At 35.5% G+C, this 18,447-nt stretch carries 14 protein-coding genes; 6 read left to right on the top strand and 8 right to left on the bottom strand.

What is annotated here, in order from left to right; all coding sequences use genetic code 11:
• Nucleotides 1-109 precede the first annotated feature (109 nt).
• The 3 genes from I3B46_RS07040 to prpB are packed head-to-tail and all read right to left on the bottom strand — an operon-like array spanning nucleotide 110 to nucleotide 3,667.
• Nucleotides 110-1,558 (bottom strand): bifunctional 2-methylcitrate dehydratase/aconitate hydratase, encoded by a 1,449-nt coding sequence (locus tag I3B46_RS07040; protein ID WP_004921626.1) that lies wholly within the window; start codon nucleotides 1,556-1,558, stop codon nucleotides 110-112.
• A gap of 14 nt (nucleotides 1,559-1,572) precedes the next feature.
• Complete coding sequence (gene prpC / locus I3B46_RS07045) at nucleotides 1,573-2,736, bottom strand: bifunctional 2-methylcitrate synthase/citrate synthase (protein ID WP_104872857.1); 1,164 nt, start codon at nucleotides 2,734-2,736, stop codon at nucleotides 1,573-1,575.
• Between the two features lie 46 nt (nucleotides 2,737-2,782).
• On the bottom strand, nucleotides 2,783-3,667 hold the full coding sequence (prpB, locus tag I3B46_RS07050) for a methylisocitrate lyase (RefSeq protein WP_040133335.1): 885 nt from the start codon (nucleotides 3,665-3,667) through the stop codon (nucleotides 2,783-2,785).
• 255 nt (nucleotides 3,668-3,922) lie between these two features.
• Here prpB and prpR point away from each other — a divergent pair, with 255 nt between their 5' ends.
• Both prpR and I3B46_RS07060 read left to right on the top strand, forming a co-directional pair.
• Nucleotides 3,923-5,512: a propionate catabolism operon regulatory protein PrpR gene (gene prpR, locus I3B46_RS07055; RefSeq protein ID WP_004921616.1), complete on the top strand. Its 1,590-nt coding sequence runs from the start codon at nucleotides 3,923-3,925 to the stop codon at nucleotides 5,510-5,512.
• 653 nt (nucleotides 5,513-6,165) lie between these two features.
• Nucleotides 6,166-7,308 (top strand): MFS transporter, encoded by a 1,143-nt coding sequence (locus I3B46_RS07060; protein WP_004921609.1) that lies wholly within the window; start codon nucleotides 6,166-6,168, stop codon nucleotides 7,306-7,308.
• Nucleotides 7,309-7,375: 67 nt separating this feature from the next.
• Here I3B46_RS07060 and I3B46_RS07065 read toward each other — a convergent pair whose 3' ends face one another.
• Nucleotides 7,376-8,317, bottom strand: a complete 942-nt coding sequence (locus I3B46_RS07065) for an ATP-grasp fold amidoligase family protein (RefSeq protein ID WP_104872856.1) — start codon at nucleotides 8,315-8,317, stop codon at nucleotides 7,376-7,378.
• A 409-nt stretch (nucleotides 8,318-8,726) separates the two neighbouring features.
• On the opposite strand from I3B46_RS07065, the gene I3B46_RS07070 reads away from it, so the two are divergent.
• Nucleotides 8,727-9,620: a hypothetical protein gene (locus I3B46_RS07070; RefSeq protein WP_014656367.1), complete on the top strand. Its 894-nt coding sequence runs from the start codon at nucleotides 8,727-8,729 to the stop codon at nucleotides 9,618-9,620.
• Nucleotides 9,621-9,763: 143 nt separating this feature from the next.
• On the opposite strand, the gene I3B46_RS07075 is transcribed toward I3B46_RS07070, so the two are convergent.
• Complete coding sequence (locus I3B46_RS07075) at nucleotides 9,764-10,240, bottom strand: GNAT family N-acetyltransferase (protein ID WP_004921602.1); 477 nt, start codon at nucleotides 10,238-10,240, stop codon at nucleotides 9,764-9,766.
• A gap of 431 nt (nucleotides 10,241-10,671) precedes the next feature.
• Here I3B46_RS07075 and I3B46_RS07080 point away from each other — a divergent pair, with 431 nt between their 5' ends.
• The gene (locus I3B46_RS07080; RefSeq protein WP_223854813.1) at nucleotides 10,672-10,944 is read left to right on the top strand and encodes a hypothetical protein; all 273 of its coding nucleotides are present in this window, start codon (nucleotides 10,672-10,674) and stop codon (nucleotides 10,942-10,944) included.
• A 342-nt stretch (nucleotides 10,945-11,286) separates the two neighbouring features.
• Here I3B46_RS07080 and I3B46_RS07085 read toward each other — a convergent pair whose 3' ends face one another.
• Complete coding sequence (locus I3B46_RS07085; RefSeq protein WP_004921590.1) at nucleotides 11,287-11,916, bottom strand: LysE family translocator; 630 nt, start codon at nucleotides 11,914-11,916, stop codon at nucleotides 11,287-11,289.
• 1,163 nt (nucleotides 11,917-13,079) lie between these two features.
• Between I3B46_RS07085 and I3B46_RS07090 the strand changes: the two genes are divergently transcribed.
• On the top strand, nucleotides 13,080-14,780 hold the full coding sequence (locus I3B46_RS07090; RefSeq protein WP_196993152.1) for an ATP-dependent nuclease: 1,701 nt from the start codon (nucleotides 13,080-13,082) through the stop codon (nucleotides 14,778-14,780).
• On the top strand, nucleotides 14,777-16,153 hold the full coding sequence (locus I3B46_RS07095; protein ID WP_196993153.1) for a UvrD-helicase domain-containing protein: 1,377 nt from the start codon (nucleotides 14,777-14,779) through the stop codon (nucleotides 16,151-16,153). Before I3B46_RS07090 ends, I3B46_RS07095 begins: the two co-directional genes overlap by 4 nt.
• 114 nt (nucleotides 16,154-16,267) lie before the next feature.
• Here I3B46_RS07095 and I3B46_RS07100 read toward each other — a convergent pair whose 3' ends face one another.
• Together I3B46_RS07100 and I3B46_RS07105 are read right to left on the bottom strand one after the other, a co-directional pair.
• Entirely contained in the window at nucleotides 16,268-17,425 is a 1,158-nt protein-coding gene (locus I3B46_RS07100; RefSeq protein WP_196993154.1) for a DUF3800 domain-containing protein, read from the bottom strand.
• An 18-nt stretch (nucleotides 17,426-17,443) separates the two neighbouring features.
• Complete coding sequence (locus I3B46_RS07105; protein ID WP_196993155.1) at nucleotides 17,444-18,361, bottom strand: hypothetical protein; 918 nt, start codon at nucleotides 18,359-18,361, stop codon at nucleotides 17,444-17,446.
• Between the last annotated feature and the right edge of the window lie 86 nt (nucleotides 18,362-18,447).

Genomic DNA, 18,447 nt, shown 5'->3' on the forward strand with positions numbered 1-18,447 from the left:
TCAATAGAATTAAAACTAAAATCTATCGCTATTAAAGGGATATTTCATTTAAGAAAATTGGGGATGAGTCGATTATGGGGACAGGGGTCCCCATATTTGATCATAATGATTAAATAACAAACAAGTCCATAAACGCATTGACCGGCATCGCTTCAAGCAATGGTTTATCAAGTGATGCAGCAAGAATTCGTCTTTGTTGCGTTTCAGGGAACTGACGTGCCAGATTGGTTCTGTATTTCTTTAATAGTAGAGGGATCCCTTCTTTACGGCGACGTTTGTGGCCAACTGGGTATTCGATTAATACTTCATCAAGGCATTGACCATCTTTAAGCTTAATCGTTAACCCATTGGCGATAGAGCGCTTCTCTGGATCATGGTAATCCTGTGTGAAGCTAGGCTCTTCACGGCAAACTATTTTGCTACGTAAGTTATCAATACGTGGGTCATTAGCAATATTATCTTCATAGTCAGCAGCGGTTAAACGCCCAAAAATCAGTGGGATCGCAACCATATATTGAATACAGTGGTCTCGGTCAGCTGGGTTATTAAGTGGCCCTTGTTTATCAATAATCCGTACACAAGCTTCATGGGTGCGTATCGATACGCTCTCAATATCATCAGCACTTTTACCAAGTGATTTTAATTGCTCATGCAGTTGTAATGCAGCTTCCACCGCAGTTTGTGCATGGAATTCAGCAGGGAACGAAATTTTAAACAGCACATTCTCCATAACATAAGAGCCATAGGGGCGTTGGAAACGGAAAGCTTGCCCATTAAACAGCGCATCATAGAAGCCCCATGTTTTTGCGGTTAGTGCGCTGGGATAGCCCATTTCACCTTTTTGTGCCATAAGAGCTAGCCGAACTGCTCGAGAGGTTGCATCCCCCGCAGCCCATGATTTACGCGAACCTGTATTTGGTGCATGCCGATAAGTACGTAAACTGTGGCCGTCAATCCAAGCGAGGGATACCGCATTTAATATCTCTTCGCGATTGAGTCCTAACATCTGTGCTACGACGGCGGTAGAGGCTACTTTGACTAAAATAACATGGTCAAGCCCTACCTTATTAAAGGCATTTTCTAAGGCGATACATCCTTGAATTTCATGTGCTTTGATCATAGCGGTGAGCACATGCCGAATTGTTAAAGGTGGTTTACCTTTTGCGAGCGCTTCTCGCGATAACCAATCCGCGACCGCGAGAATACCGCCTAAATTATCAGAGGGATGGCCCCACTCAGCGGCAAGCCAAGTATCATTAAAATCTAACCAGCGGATCATGGTGCCAATATTGAAAGCGGCCTGTACAGGGTCGAGTTGAAATTGCGTGCCAGGTACTTTTGCGCCATTAGGCACGACCGTACCTGGAACGATAGGACCGAGCAATTTTTTACATGCAGGATACTCAAGCGACTCCATACCGCAACCAAGCGTGTCTAGAAAGCAATAATAGGCGGTGTCATAAGCTAAGTCAGAGACGATGGGATATTCGGTGACATAATCGACGATATCACTGATCACTTTATCGAATTCTTGCTGATTTAAGGTAGCTGTTGTCATTGATATGATCCTTATTAACGCTGTTCCATGCGAGTAAATAGTTTGTTTTCTGGGCCAATATAGTTAGCAGAAGGGCGAATAATTTTATTATCTTGGCGCTGCTCGATGATGTGTGCAGACCAACCTGCGGTTCGTGCCATAACAAACAGTGGGGTAAACATGGCGGTCGGAATTCCCATCAAATGATAAGTGACAGCGGAGAACCAATCTAAATTCGGGAACATATTTTTTTCACGCTTCATCACCGACTCTAAATGGTGTGCGATATCATAAAGTTGACGGTTTAAATTTTGCTCAGACAGTTGCAGTGCTACCGATTTAATAATGGGGTGACGGGGATCTGCAAGGGTATAAACGGGATGACCGAAGCCGATGATCACCTCTGATTTAGCGAGACGCGCCATAATATCGCGTTCGGCTTCCTCAATAGAGGCATAGCGTTGTTGTATCTCTAAAGAAACCTCATTTGCTCCACCATGCTTAGGCCCACGTAATGCTGCGATTGCTCCTGTTATTGCAGAGTAAAAATCGGTGCCTGTTCCGGCAATGACACGAGCAGCAAAAGTGGAGGCATTAAATTCATGTTCAGCGTAGAGAATAGAGGCTATGTGCATGAAACGTTCCCACTGCGCTGGTGGCTTCTTACCGTGTAAAAGATGCAGAAAATGTGCGCCAATCGACTCATCATCGGTTTCTGTTTCAATTCGGCGTCCATGATGGCTAAAGTGATACCAATACAGCAGCATGGAGCCGAGAGAGGCAAGTAACCTGTCAGCAATCTCTTTGGCTCCGGCTAATGTGTGCGCCTCTTTTTCAGGTAAAACACAACCCATGACAGAAACGCCTGTACGCATCACATCCATGGGATGGGCATTTGCAGGGATTGATTCTAAGGTTTGTTTTACACTGGCGGGTAAGCCCCTTAATGCCTTTAATTTTTCTTTATAAGCCGTTAACTCAGAGCCCGTGGGGAGCTTTTCATGAATGAGGAGGTAAGCGACCTCTTCAAATTCACACTGAGTAGCGAGATCGTGTATATCATAGCCTCGGTAGTGCAAATCATTGCCATTTTTACCGACAGTACAAAGTGCGGTATTCCCCGCCGCGATACCTGAAAGTGCAACGGATTTTTTGGGTTTAAATTGCGATGTGTTAGAAGTGTTCAGTTGTTCAGTCATCGGATCATCCTTTGTAGGGTTTACACAACGTGTTTTATTGAATTAATTATTTCTGTTGTGAAAATAAGGCATCTAATTTTTGTTCATAATCGTAATAGTTAATACTTTGGTACAACTCGTCACGGGTCTGCATGATTGGCACAACACTTTTTTGCGTACCCTCTTGACGTAAAGTGGTATAAACCTGCTCTGCGGCTTTATTCATTGCACGGAAAGCAGAAAGGGGATACAGCGCAATCGCAATGCCAACACTGCGTAACTCATCAAGGGTAAAGAGTGGGGTTTTCCCAAACTCAGTCAGATTGGCAAGGACAGGTACTTGAGTATGATTGACGAATTGTTGATACATGCTTAATTCGGTTATTGCCTCAGGGAAGAGCATATCAGCCCCCGCTTCGATATAGGCATGCGCTCTTTCTAGAGCGGCCTCTAACCCTTCAACAGCGAGAGCATCAGTCCGAGCCATGATCACAAAATTATCATCAACACGTGCATCGACCGCAGCTTTAATGCGGTCAACCATCTCTTGTGTAGAGACTATTTCTTTGTTTGGTCGGTGACCACAACGCTTTGCTCCGACCTGATCTTCTAAATGTAGGCCGGCTGCACCTGCTTTATAGATAGATTTCACTGTCCTAGCGACATTAAATGCGGAGGGGCCAAAACCAATATCGGCATCTACCATTAAAGGGAGATCACACACATCGGTGATGCGCCGAATATCAATTAAAACATCGTCTAAAGTGGAAATTCCTAAATCGGGTAAGCCTAAAGAGCCAGCCGCTACGCCACCACCAGAAAGATAAATGGCTTTGTAACCTGCACGCTGGGCAAGTAAGGCATGATTGGCATTGATCGTGCCAACTAGCTGTAGAGGTGTTTCACTATCCAATGCATTACGAAACGCTTGTCCGGCTGAAATAGATGACATAGAAAGCCTCATGTTATCAAAGTGCTAATAAAGTGTAGCTGAGTTTGTTTTAATTATGCGTAGCAAGTGCCGTGCCATAATCGCCGAATAATGGGATAATTATTTTATTTATTTAAAATCAATTAGATGTGAATAGTGTTGTTTTTGTGAGCTAACTTGGAGTTTTGTATAAAGCCATTGTGTTGTTTCAATGAAACAGTGCTAATGTCTATTGAAACATTATATGAAACGTAATTGGGTTTCAGGATCAAACTTATGCAAAAACCAATTATTTGGACAGTTTCTGTCTCTCGATTATTTACACTATTTCGTGATATCAGCCCAGAATTTAGCGCTCAAGCGGAGATAACACCACTCAATATGGGGTTTGAGCAGGCGGCAGAAGAGGTGCGTGAACGGCTCAAAACCGGGCATTGTGATGCAATAATTAGTGCTGGTTCAAATGGCGCTTACTTAAAAAGTCACGTATCGGTTCCGGTGATCATCGTTAAAGTCAGTGGATTCGATGTGATGCAAGCGCTCGCGAAAGCACGTGAGATCAGTCATAAAGTTGGCATTATTAATTATCAAAAAATTATCCCTTCATTAGATGAGTTTCAAAGAAACTTTGGTTTGCGCATTGAACAACGTAGCTATATCACCGCAGAGGATGCGAGGGCGCAATTAAAGTCATTAAAAGCCATGGGGATCAATGTGGTTGTTGGTGCAGGGCTGATTATGGATCTTGCCCAAGAGTTGGGAATGACGGGGATCTTTATTTATTCAACCGAAACAATACGCCAAGCTTTTTACGATGCTATTGAATTAAGTCGCATTTCTTACGATCAAAAAACCACACCAATCGGTTATCAGCCAGAAAACACAACCAAAGTACGACATACAATCAATGACTTAATTGGTGCTTCCCCTTTAATGGAACGAGTACGCCAAGAGATTATGCTTTACGCGCGCTCTGAGGCAACAGTGTTAATTCAAGGGGAAAGTGGCACAGGGAAGGAAATGGTGGCGCAAGCTATCCATCATGAATATCGATTATTTAATCAGCATAAAAGAAAGGCACCTATGCCATTTGTTGCTGTCAACTGTGGTGCTATCCCTGAAAATTTATTAGAAGCAGAGCTATTTGGCTATGAAGAAGGAGCATTTACTGGCTCTCGGCGCGGAGGGCGAGCAGGTTTATTTGAAATGGCAAATGGCGGCACCTTATTTTTAGATGAAATAGGGGAAATGCCATTAGCGTTGCAAACTCGGTTGTTAAGGGTATTGGAAGAAATGACGGTGGTACGTATTGGCGGATATCGCCCATTACAGGTGAACGTCCGTGTCATTTGTGCGACCCACTGTGACCTTGATAATTGGGTAAAAGAAGGGCGTTTTAGAGCCGATTTATTTTATCGACTGGGTGTTTTACGCATGAAAGTACCTTCATTACATGAACGCGGAGAGGATATCTATATGCTAGCAGAGCGGCTACTAAAACTGGCATTTGCTGGCTTACAACAATCACTGCCCGCATTTAGAGTTCAGCAACTATTTAGTTGCCGTGATTTTTTTAAGCACTATTTATGGCCGGGTAACGTGCGTGAATTACGCAACTTAATGGAACGAGTGGCGTTATATTGCAGCGCATATCCAGATAAAGCGATTACGCAAACGATGTTGGTAAGTTTATCGCCTGAACGTGAAACGGTGACGGCGGATTTTACACAAGCTAAGCAAGTCGGTGCCTCACTTTCTGAGGTGATGGATTATTTTAAAGGGGATAGACAAGCCGTTGCACGTTATTTAGGAATAAGCCGCACAACATTATGGCGGAGATTAAAACAGGAAAACGAACAAAATTAATTCAAACGACGTTAATTGCCGATAAATACGATTTTCAATTATAAAAATGAATAAAAAAGATAATTAATCCTAGTAAGTATCTTTAATGATCAAATGGCGCAGCACAATATTGTAATAAAATATTTTTTAATAGATAACCAATAAAATTTATCAATACGATTGTGGTTAAAATTCAATCAATCAGTGCTATTGCTTTTATTGAAGGGCTTGCTTTTAATTCGTTGTTTTAAAAGGTATTTTTATTTTTATTGCCTTTGCGGCCAACAACACTTTCCCAAGAAAAATTGTGATTTTTCTCACATAAATATTTTTACTAGTGAGCATTAGTTTTTCTCATTTTAATTTACCCCATTAAAGTTCTATATTGCCGCCAAATTAGTCTTACCATTTTTATTTAAACACCTGCACTAGTCGCCGGACTGGGTATCTTTTGGGTACTCAATATTGCCGCGTGGCCCCCCGATGAATGCAGCGCAGAGACTCAAAATCATTCAATCTGTAGTTAGTTGGCCAAGTCTGAATGGTTAAGTGCATTAAGTAACAATGTGACTAGTGCGAATAAACCCAGTCAACAATGCTGTTATTTGAATGATGGCGAGTCATTATTTATTTTGTCAGTGGGAGAGTAGGTCGTGAAACAGGCCTCTACATTAATGCGCAAACAAGACAGTACATTTGTACCTGTCGCGGGCTTGACCATTTTTGCAATTGCTTCGGGGTATCTAATGAGCCTTATCCCATTATCAATGGGGGGCTTTAATATCGATACAAGTTATGCGGGCTGGTTAGCTAGTGCCTACTATATTGGTTTATTAATTGGGTCAATGATGATCGAACCTATTATTGCTAAAATAGGTCATCGTCTCTCATTTATTGCTTTTTTATTAATGTTGGCGGCAACCGTGGTTATTTTGCCGTGGACACCGAACATTTCTGCTTGGTTACCAAACCGTTTGATTGCGGGGATTGCCGTCGCTGGGATTTTCGTGGTTGTTGAATCGTGGCTCCTGATTGGTGACAGCCCTAAAGAGCGAGCGAAACGCCTCAGTTTTTATATGACATCTCTTTATGGTGGAACCACATTGGGGCAGTTGGCTATTGGTGTTATTGGCACTCAAGGCGCTTATCCATTTATGGTTGTGCTTGGGCTATTACTGCTTGCCGTTTTACCACCACTGTTATTTCGTCAGGGGCAACCAGCATGTGATTCGCATCAAAAACTATCATTGAAAAAAATTGCTCGTCTCAGTAAGCCTGCAATGATTGGTTGTATGACATCCGGAATTTTGATGGGAACAATTTATGGGTTAATGCCTTTATCATTAAAAAATGGCCCATTTAACACTCAACAAGTGGGTGTGTTGATGGCATCAATTATTCTAGGCGGTATGCTGATCCAGCCAGTCGTCAGTAAACTGTCAATTATGATGAGTAAAACGTTGCTGTTAGCGATGGTGTCGTTACTGGGGGTATTTGCAATGGGGATTATTTATATCTCTAACGATTACCTTGTGATGATAGTCGCATTGGCGCTGCTGGGGATGTCTTCGTTTGCACTATACCCAATTGCGATTACGTTGGCCTGTGACAATTTAGATTCTTCTTATATTGTTGCGGCAACTCAAGTTATGTTGTTTAGCTATAGCGTGGGATCTGCTGTGGGTCCATTAGTCGCTGGAACCTTCTTAGAGCAACACAATGGTTTGGTTAACTTCTTCTTTATTGTATTAACGGTTACAACAATTTATATGCTTATTGCCAGTGTGCGTCGTAAAGCGGGTGTATTGGCAAATTAACTATAAAGTTTAAGCCAAAAGCCGTGTTGTTCATTGAGTTAACACGGCTTTTATCGATTAAATAGGGCTATTTCTTTTTATTAAAAGAGATAGCCGCTAATGTTTCACCAACCTCAATATTACCTGTCGCCCCAACAATGCGTTGTTGCCACATTTCCCCTAGTCGAAAATCCCATGATAAAGGTTGAATGACTGTGCGGCCCGCATTTGGTGCAAATGTCAATTCGCTAAAATATAATGTGTCTTCTGACATCAAAAAATCAGCACGGCAATAGTCAAAAGGGCTGACAAGCCGCTGAGCCAACCTTAGCATCTCTTGGAATAACGGAGGCTCTGCAACGGGCTCTAACATATTCGGATAGCCAAATGTCACAGGTTGCAGCTGCCATTGCGTATCATAGATATTAATAAACTCATTACCCAACTCATCGCTATAGTCGATCTCTGCGTACATTGGTTTACCTGCAAAACAGTGGATACGACAGGTCTCGGGAATGAGCTTTCTATTTTTGTTTGCAAACAGATCAATATATGATTCACAAATTATTTTGGCTTTAATATTTTTATAATGCCGTTCACGCGTGATGTAATACAAATTTTTCATTAAATGAAATGAAAGCCTGTCTTTCGCTTTTTGTAGATTAAATTGTGCTTTATTGACACAAATAACACTACTACCACTATCATGATTACATTTCAATACGAAACGTTCTGGTAATTTATCAATATTGATTTCATTAACGTCATTATAGGTGGCTAAAATTGGTACTAAATATTGGTCCCCAATTTTTCGAGAAACATATTCCCTGACTGCCAGTTTATCGGCTAATTGTGTATATAACGGATTTCGGTCATATATCATCCGATAATTGACTTTCTCATTAAAGCTTTTGGGAGTATCAAAATTAGGGGTATAACCGATTTTTTTCCTAAACTTATTAGTGAGATAGAGCTTATCGCTGATAACTACCGAACGTAGTTTTTTGAGTAAATATTCGACTTTTTTCATATGAGTCGCCAACCATTCTTTATGTTATTTTTAATATTTTTTTACAATTTGAAATTGTTTGAAGATTATATTTCTTTAAACATAAATAGATATTAAATATGAGGGCTATTGTTAATAAATCTGCTTTTATAATTAATTTTTTCTTAAGGTTGCTTTTAATATAAACAAAAAATCAATAACCTTAACTCGTCTAAGGTATTACACCTAAGATTTATCCTTTTTTATATCAAAATTCATCGTTTTATTTTTATACTCAATAAGTTGATCCTAGAGATAAGTTATCGTATCACCCGTAACCCCGCTAAACCTTAAGAAATAATTTAATTCGAAACTATTAGTTAGCTAATCAATGATTAACCATCTATATTTAAAACGTAAAATTAATCAAATGTATGATGAGGTAACAGTGATGAAAACTAACGAATTTTCTCAGCCTTATTTATTGCTACTCGATATAATCAACCCTGCAATAACACAGTTTAATAAAACAACGAGGGAGACTCACAACCTTGTTGAAGGGTTGGGTGGTACGCCTGATGGTATAGATGTTGATCCTGTAAGACGTTTGATTTACTGGAGTAATATGGGAGATGACTTTGATGCTGATGATGGTTCTATCAATGTGATGAATTTTGATGGAACAGCCAGAAAGATGCTGATAGGCAATGGTCAAATCAGAACGCCAAAACAGCTTCAACTTGAGCAACAATCACAACGATTATATTGGTGCGACCGAGAAGGAGGGAAAATTAGTTCATGCAAAACCGATGGATCCGATTTACAAACTCACGTTGAACGACCACGCAATAATCAAGGTAAAGTCGATATATTAGACCAATGTGTGGGAATTGCCCTCGATGTTGCAAATAATTGGCTCTATTGGACACAAAAAGGTACTGCAAAAGGTGGGCTAGGTCGTTTATTTCGAGTGCCATTACAGCCAAAAGCCAATTATCATCCATCCGATAGGAAAGATATTGAATTATTACTCGACAAGCTTCCCGAGCCTATTGACCTATTAATTGATGAAGAAAAGCAAATTCTGTATTGGACAGATAGGGGCGGGGAGCCAAATGGTAATAGCCTAAATTGTGCGGAAATGACGGAGCATGGGTTGGCTAATTATCGAGTGATTTGCCGAGGTTTTAACGAAACTATCGGCTTAACGTACGATAAAAGTGCTCAATTGATGTATATTGCCGATTTACTTGGCGGGGTTTATCAGGTCACTTTAGCAACTGGCAAAGTCGATAAACTACATCAAGGTAAAGGTTATACAGGTATAGCACAGTATGCGGGTTAGGTATGACCACTTTTATGCGTTTTTATATGGTATATAAAAATAAATTAAAGTATTTCTATATTGACTGATCCTCTTGTCCACCATTATTCACAATCAAGTTTATTTAATGGTGGGCGGAAAGAGAGATAAGGCCTGTCGAGCGACTATTTTGTTTTATGGTTATCAGTCGTCACCCATTTGGATAGAATAATTAAGCCTTCATGCACTGTAAAACCATTACGGCGATAATAACTTTCCGATGGAAAACCTTTCTCAGTATTTAGAATAATAGCGTTAAGATTGCATGTAACGCATTGCTGTTCGATATATTGCATAAATGCACTGCCTAGCCCTTTACCCTGAAAATCAGGATGAATAAATAGCTCATCAATATAGTATTCAACCCCTTGATTCCATGGTTTTTTAAAACCAAGGCAAGCACCAACAATGCGCTTTTCTACCTGTATAACATAACCCATAAAATAATTATTACCTAAATGATGGGTAATAAACTCAATTATGGGGTGATGTGATGGCCATTGTTCAAACCAAGGAGCAGAGCTGTAGGTTTCACAGTAAAGTTTTGCGCACTCTTCAACCATTTCGCTGGTTAAAGTAATAAAATTAGCAGGAGGGAGCATGTATATCATCACCTTATTATTTTTTATTGTAATAGTTTATCAACAGAGTCGCACTATTAATACGTTTTAAATGCTCTGTGAGTGATAATAAGAATGGTGTATTTTATACTGATTAATAGATCTGGCTATGTTAGTAATAATGGCAGAATGCGGGTGTATTCGAGTCGTTACATGAAATTAATTTTAATATGTGTATGGATATATAGCTAAAAAATAATTATTACTTTTGCCCATCATAGCCTATTGAAAATGAGTATTCATTATTTTTAAAGTGAGTCTACAAACACGTTTCGAAGATAAAGATAATCAGTGAAGTTGTTGAAGGTCTATTTGTTATATGTGAGTTATAATAATAATTTCTTTTAAATAGGTTTTTATTGCCTTATAGTTATTATTGAATTAGAGTTTGAATTAAACCAAAGGGGATGGATATGAAAAGATGGTTAGTGATATCAATGCTATTATCATTGAGTAGTACTGTATTAGGCGCTACAGATAGATATGATGATTATTTATCTAGAATAAATAGTATTTGTAAAAAACATCCTGAGCCAGCAAATTGTGAAGATGAGGTCAATATTCTTTTACAAAATGTGCTTATGAATGGTGACATACTCTCACGGTGTGAAAAAGAGGAAGAAACGGGAACAATGTCTACAGAATGTAAAAATTTCGCTGACTTTTGGATGTATTTGACCAAGTAATGATGTTTTTTAATGAGGAAAAGGCTTTAGCATACATTACATTTTTCGTAGCCTTAAGCCTGAGAGGGATAACATATTCTGGAAAATATTTAGAACATCAATACAAACCTGATAATTTTACTATACAGTAGATAAATATTGTGGCTCGATTATGAATTAAGGTTCTGGGTATTAATTAAAATTATAATGCGGTCTGATAAACGTTATTTTTAAAACTATCTGCTGAAGGTTAATTTCTGGAAATAATCCGATGCAGTAACTTGTTGCTTGAATGGTATTAAGATAAAAAGTCATCTTTAATTAATTGATGACTTTTTATTTAATGAATTTTAAAATGTTGTATTATTTAGCCACTTTTTGAGAAATTAGAAGCCCAACGCCTGCACTAGCTAATAGACCAGAACAGGTGCGATTAAAAACCTTTTTAGCATTTGGTTTTCTTAGTAACTTCTTCATATGTAAACCTAACCAGGCATAGAGCATGATTGCAATGAATTCAAGTAACAAAAATAAAGAGCCAAGTGCTAGAAATTGGGATTCAGTTGGTAGTTGTGGATTAACGAATTGAGGAAGAAAGGCTGTGAATATGAGTATCGCCTTTGGATTTCCCGCTGCGACCAAAAATTCTTGCCTTGCTAATTTTATTATCGAACTATTTTTCTTGGTTTCTTCAAATTTGAACTCATCAGTTGGAGAGTTCCATAATTGGTATGCAAGCCATAGAAGATAAGCAACGCCAGCAAATTTGATTATGCTGAAAATGACTTCTGATGTCTGCAAGACAACAGCTAAACCAAATGAAGCTAAAATAAGCATAATCACAAATGCGAACAACCTACCAATTCCCCCCGCGCAGGAGTATGCAAAGCCATAGTATACTGCATTGTTAACAGAAAGCAGGTTATTAGGACCAGGTGCTAGGTTCAAAGCAAAACAAGCAGGAATAAAAAGAAGTAAAGTTGAAAGTTCCATATCTGTCCAATAGTGTTTTTAATGTATGTTTGCATACCAATCATACATATAAGCAGAATAACAATCATCTTGAAAGTCGCCCAGTGCGGCTTTTTTGTATCTGTCGACCCAGAATGACACACAACACTTCACGTTCATATAAGAGCCTTAAGTCGGATTTTTATTAATTTTAATCATAAAAGATGACATCGATAAAGCATTTTTTCTAGATAAAAAGTCAAATGATGTCATTATGGTTGTTACTGAATCAGAAAAAATATCTAACATTAAAGATATTGTTGAAGACTGTGAGCTTTATATTGTTGTTACAGATGACAATGAAAATTCAGTATAATATAAATGTACGGATGATAAAGGTAATGAACAAAAGTACAGTACAAGTGGAGAGCCTATTCAGTGATTCCATATACGATTTATTTGATCTTAACCATATTGGGAATTGTTTTTTATTTTAAGATTAGAAATCAGTATTCCTCAAAGTTTAGGCCAACTAGCACGTTAATATATGTACGACGATTTTTAATCGTTTATTGTTATATTGTTGGCGCATATGGTATTTATCTAACAACAAAACAGAGTGAAGAGACGATTGTTAATTGGGTGATGTTTGGTTATTCAGTCATTATTTTGTTATGCTATTTAAAAATGATATGGAAGCTAGAGTCTTTCCGTAGTAAACGGTAATCATCATGTCCTATTAGCCACTATAAGTTATTAGTGGCTTGTTTCTTATAGTGCACGTGTATTTAGTATGCATTCTAGGTAATATTACTGTTTGCTCAGCGCTGGCGTAAGTTGAATTTATGATTTATTTAATTGATTTAAAATGGAATATTATTTTTGATGTTTTATCGTATAACTAAATGTATAACTATAAGTAGTGGCTATTACATTTTTGATACATCACTGAACTAGCTACAGGCTGTGAAACGGAATTAACATAATCGCTATTTTTATGGAATGTATTAAAAAAGAGAGTTGTAGTATGGGATATGTTATCACATAACCCTATACCTATATAGGTGAGTATGAGCGATGAGACATTATGGGTTGCTAACAAAATACTCATACCATTATGTTTTAAAGCTAGGAAGCTTACATTCGTGAGGCTATTTGTAGTACAGTTGTGATATATAGTTTTGGATCCTTTTAAGGAAAACTTTATGTATATCAAAAAAGTATCGATCAGTAACTATCGTAATTTCCGTTCTTTCGAAGCTCAACTTCAGAAGCTCACTATTGTTATTGGAGAAAACGATACAGGCAAGACAAATTTTTTCTCTGCGTTATCATTACCCCTTTGTGGTAATCAAATTGATTTTAACCAAAAGCGTTTAAACATTTCTGATCTTAATAAAGATTCTATTTTAGAATTTTTTGCTTCAATAATAGATGATGAATCAGAGGGAGTGCAGTTAAGTAAGATCCCTAAAGTATTAGTGACAATAGAGTTTACTGACCCTAAAAATAGTTATGAAACTGCACTTTTAGCGAAATGGATTGTAGCAGATGGTGATGAGGAGAGTTATAGAATTAGATATGAGTTCAAGCCTAAAAATGATAATGATATACTTGAGCTAACTCGAAAGCTGCTTGTAGGAAAGACTATTGATGAGGTTAATTGGTTCATCTTACCAATAGAACTATATGACTACCAAATTGTTTCTGTAAATAATGAAAAAGTAATTGGTTTTAGTGATCTAAGAAATGTTAGTATTCACAATATAAATGCTGAAAGAGATGATTTTTCTGAAAGTAGTTCAATGAAGTCTAATAGTATTTTTACAAAATTACTTATGAATACGTTAGGTGAAGATGACAAAAGTGAGATCAATACAGCCTATTCAGAATTTTTTACCGCAATAGAAAAAACAGATACATTTGATAAAATTATTGGTAATAATTCAGATTTTGATAATTACAATGATATTGTTGAGAAGCTAGAGTGTATACCTAACCTACCTAATTTGAAAAATATATTATCAAATATCACTCTTCGATATGGAAATGAATTTTTATATCAAAAAGGTTTAGGGCAACGTAACCTTATTTATATACTAATTCTTTTTGCATATTATAAATCATGTGGTGATACGTTTAATCTTTGTTGTATTGAAGAGCCAGAGGCTCACCTCAGTGTAAATAACTTGCGTTTAGTAAGAGATTTTATAGAGAAAAGTTCTAGTAATAGTAGTACATTAGTTCAAACTATTATTTCTACTCATAATCCCACTATTATTAATAAATTACAAATATCAAATGTATTGGCTTTCACAGGAGATAAAGCAATTAATTTAGCTGGAGTACCAGAAAAATTAGTTGATTATTTAAGAAAAAGACCAAATTTTGACATTCTCAAACTGTTATTTGCAAACAAAGTTATTTTGGTAGAAGGTACAACAGAGGAGATGCTAATTAGCACATTTTTGTCGAAAGAAGCCAACGTACTCAATGATGTCGAAGTTATTGCGATAGGTCAACGCGGATATACTAATTTTCTAGATATATGGCTAGCTTTAAACAAAGATAATATGAATAAGAAAATTGGCGTTATTCGTGATTATGACAATTCAGATACAGCTAAAGAAAAACATGATGCTTATGATTTGAGTAATGCAAACGTTACGGTTAGGACAACAAAGAATTATACGCTTGAAATTGATTTAGTAGAAACAGATGGTAACTTGGAACTGCTAAATACTCTGTTTGGTATGACTGGTAATATAACGGAAGTATCTGATTATATGATTAGTGGCAAAGCTGCGAGAATGTTGGATATATGTGATGCAATGTTAGCAAAAGAGGAACCGTTAGATATAAAATTACCAGCCCATATAGCTGAGGTAATTGAGGCCGTACTATGATTGAAATTCAAATTGCTGGGGCGGGTGCAGGCAAAACATTTGGATTAGCAAAATCAGTGATTGCTCATTCTAAAGCATGTAATAACCATAAAAAAATATTTGCACTAACATACACAAATTCAGCAACATCAAAAATAGAGCAGGAAATAATCAAGCAATATGGTTTTATCCCGTCAAATCTTTGTATACAGACAGTACATAGTTTTTTATTAAATGAAATAGTGTATCCATTTTCATCGTTCACGCTTGGAGATGTATACAATGATGCATCTATTATGCTGTTGCCTGCAGACATTAAATTAAAAAATTGGCAAATAAAGCGATTGAAAGAAAGAAATATTATCCATGCAGAAAAAGTCTATAATATATCTAAGCAAATTGTTGATGAGACTATAAGTAAACATAATACCAAAGTAAAAAAATCTAGAGTTAGACGGCTTTTAAATATTTTAACAAACTGCTTTGACAAAATATTTATTGATGAGATTCAAGATTTAGATGGTGATGCTCTGCGTTTTTTTGAGGTATTAGGTAGTAATGGAATAGATGTTTATATGATAGGAGATCCTAAGCAAGCGATAAAATATCCTCAAGAGCTCGATTTGTTTGTTAAACGAATATCGTTAGAAAAATATGTATATATGCATGATATTAATAATTTAACAAGAAGAGTTCCACAAGAAATATTGAATATTTCGAATCGATTTTGTTATGAAAAACAACAGCAAGAATCTCTATCGGATGTTATTGGTGAGTTGATGTATTTAGAATCAACAGATGAGCGGTATTATATATTAATTGAACAATATATAAGTACTAATCAAATAGTATGTATTGATAAAAAAGTAGATAAGTATTCCACGTCTACCAAGCCAAAATATTCATTTCCTAGAGATGTTGAGGATATGATTCGTGATTCTAATCATAAGAAAGATAAAGTATTAGTTGTAAAGGCAGCTTTTAGTGATTTTATAAATGATATACAAAAATATGGAGATAAAAAAGCCATAAACATGCTTATCTCTAGGCACTCAATTCAGTTACAGAAAACTCACTTTGCTCAATTATATGATTTTTGTCGATCATATAGCGAGAATGATGCACAATTTAAAGTTAAAAGTATTGATTCTATAAAAGGCCTTGATGCAGATACTTGTGTAATTATATTGACACCTAATTTGTTAAAATATTTAATTCAAACTGATTTGAAGTCAACTGAAATTTATAATAAAGAATGGAAAAAAATTTATGTCGCCCTTACTAGAGCTAAAAAAAGATTAGTGTTAGCTATAGATTATGATTTGTTTATAAAACATAAACAGGAAAAAATAAAAAAAATAATCGAAAAATTGGGTTTTGTTAAGCATTATTGAGGTTGTAGTATCTTGTAATATGTAAGATTAGTTATTAATAATTATAAATGATGATGATAATTTTAAGCATAAGGCATTAATTAATAATTAATCCATGCCTTATGCTTTTATGAGTTACGAATTAAATAATTTATACATTTTTATTTCATCATCAGGAACTTGGACTCTGAATATAAATCCTTCACACTCAGAATAAGATTTCTCAATATTTTTATAGAGTATTTTTAAATTATCTAATTGTTGGGTCGTTGCACTATCTAGAAATGCTTGAATATTCTCTTGGTTTGATTCTTCTATGAAGCTAAACAATAATCTTATGATTCCTGATGTGATGTCAGATATTTGAATTTCGATACTTTCTGTTGAATCAACAAATTTAAAATCGATACCAAAGAAAGGGTTTTCATCATTACCTATATTAGAGTGTTTAGTGATACTGATTATTTCAGGTTCAATAGTATTTTCTTTATCAAGAATATGTTTTGAATTTTTAAAACCATTTATGCGAGTAATATAAAAAGTTGCAAAAGAGTCTATCAATATATCAGTCTTATCATCAAACGTAAAATCAACATTATTTATATTTTTGCATTTAGATAAAAATGATGTCAATCCAATAATTTTATTGTTAATTTCATTTTTTTCTCGTTTTTCTACAGGAAGATTAATATTGTTATTTTTTCTTGCTAGCTTATGAAGTTCACGATAAAAAAAACTCTCCTGACCTTTACTAATATTAGGATAACTAAATTTTTTTATCAATTCTATGAAGGATTTTTTATCTTTTTTTATTAGTAAATATAATGCATTTTTATATTGGTCTACAGAAAATCGATCAATATTATAATTTTCTTCACTATTCATAAAGTAATGTATTGCATCATCTATGATGTCAACAAATGACCAGTAAACTGTATTTACAGCAAAGTATTGAAGATAAAAATTGCTATTGTACATCCATGTTAGGAATTTGAATATTTTCGGACTATTTAGGACTTCTAAAAAATCACCTTTTGCAATATTTTTCAATTTTACTTCATTAATATTTTCAGGGAGAGACAATAGTTTTTTAAAAAAATCAAGAGATATGTCACTTTCACTGTAAATTTCTTTTTTTACAATACCTCCGAGTATAAAAATTGGCGAATATGGGTTTTGAGGATTATTATCGACATTAAAGTTATTTTTTTTAATTGAGAATACTCGAATATTATTACTCTCATCATAGTAAAAGATATATTTTTCATTATTTATAACATAACCATATTTCATATTTAGCACCCTAACCATTTAAAATTTATCATAATAATTTAGTAAGCCTTTGCAGAACTCTCCTCCTACTGGGTCACCATCTGAAGCAAACAATTTTCTAAGTGATATATGTTTATTTTCTTTTCTTTCAATCTTTGAATAATTACTATGCAAATATAGTAATCGTGAAAACTCCCCTATGTGGCTAGCCAATAATTGCTTATCTATGGCTCGAGCAGTTTTTTTTATTATTAAATAATATTTAATTAGTTTTTTATCATCCAATTTAATAATTGGTATTGGCTGAGTATTTTTAGTTATTCTGGAATTTTCGATATCTCGCCCGAAAGCATGAGAAAAATTATTTCGCAAAATTCTCATCTTATCTAAATCTGATATGCTTTTCTTAAGGATAGGAGGTGCAGAACCAAATATATTAACAAAATTGTTTGCTCTATCTAACCAAGTTCCTTTAACACAGGAAGTCACAATGTTATTTTGTACTTCATTTATTTTTTTTAATGATGCATTATTTTTTACTAATTCTATACCATCAATTCTTTTTGAACAGTTATATATGATTCCTATATCTGACTCTAAAGCTAGTTTTACTATGGTGGTCATGTAGGTTTCTAAATTTGATAAAAGAGATGTTAGTGTACTTAAATTTATCCAATTATCTAATTGGTTATATGACTGATACCAATTTTCTATATCTTTAAATTTCAATTTATAATTTTCAGGATCTATGTTAAAATTGTGTTCGAAATGAATATCAGGTGGGTCAGTTTTTACTGCTTGATCTTCTTTAAGTTTTTTATATAAATAAATTCTAGATGACTTCGATGTTAGGTACATTTTGAGTAGTTCATTATTATATTTTTTATAAATACTCCAAGGTCGAGAGTTTTTGTCTCTTGAAGACCATCGTTCAAACTTGTATTCGCTTACGGCCATTCTAATATAATACCATGTTATGTAAGAAACATTTATTATACAATATATGTTTCTTAAGTCGAATGATTTAAAATAAGAATAATAGT

The sequence above is a fragment of the Providencia sp. 2.29 genome, assembly GCF_015832305.1.
In the GTDB taxonomy this organism is placed as follows: Bacteria; Pseudomonadota; Gammaproteobacteria; order Enterobacterales; family Enterobacteriaceae; genus Providencia; species Providencia stuartii.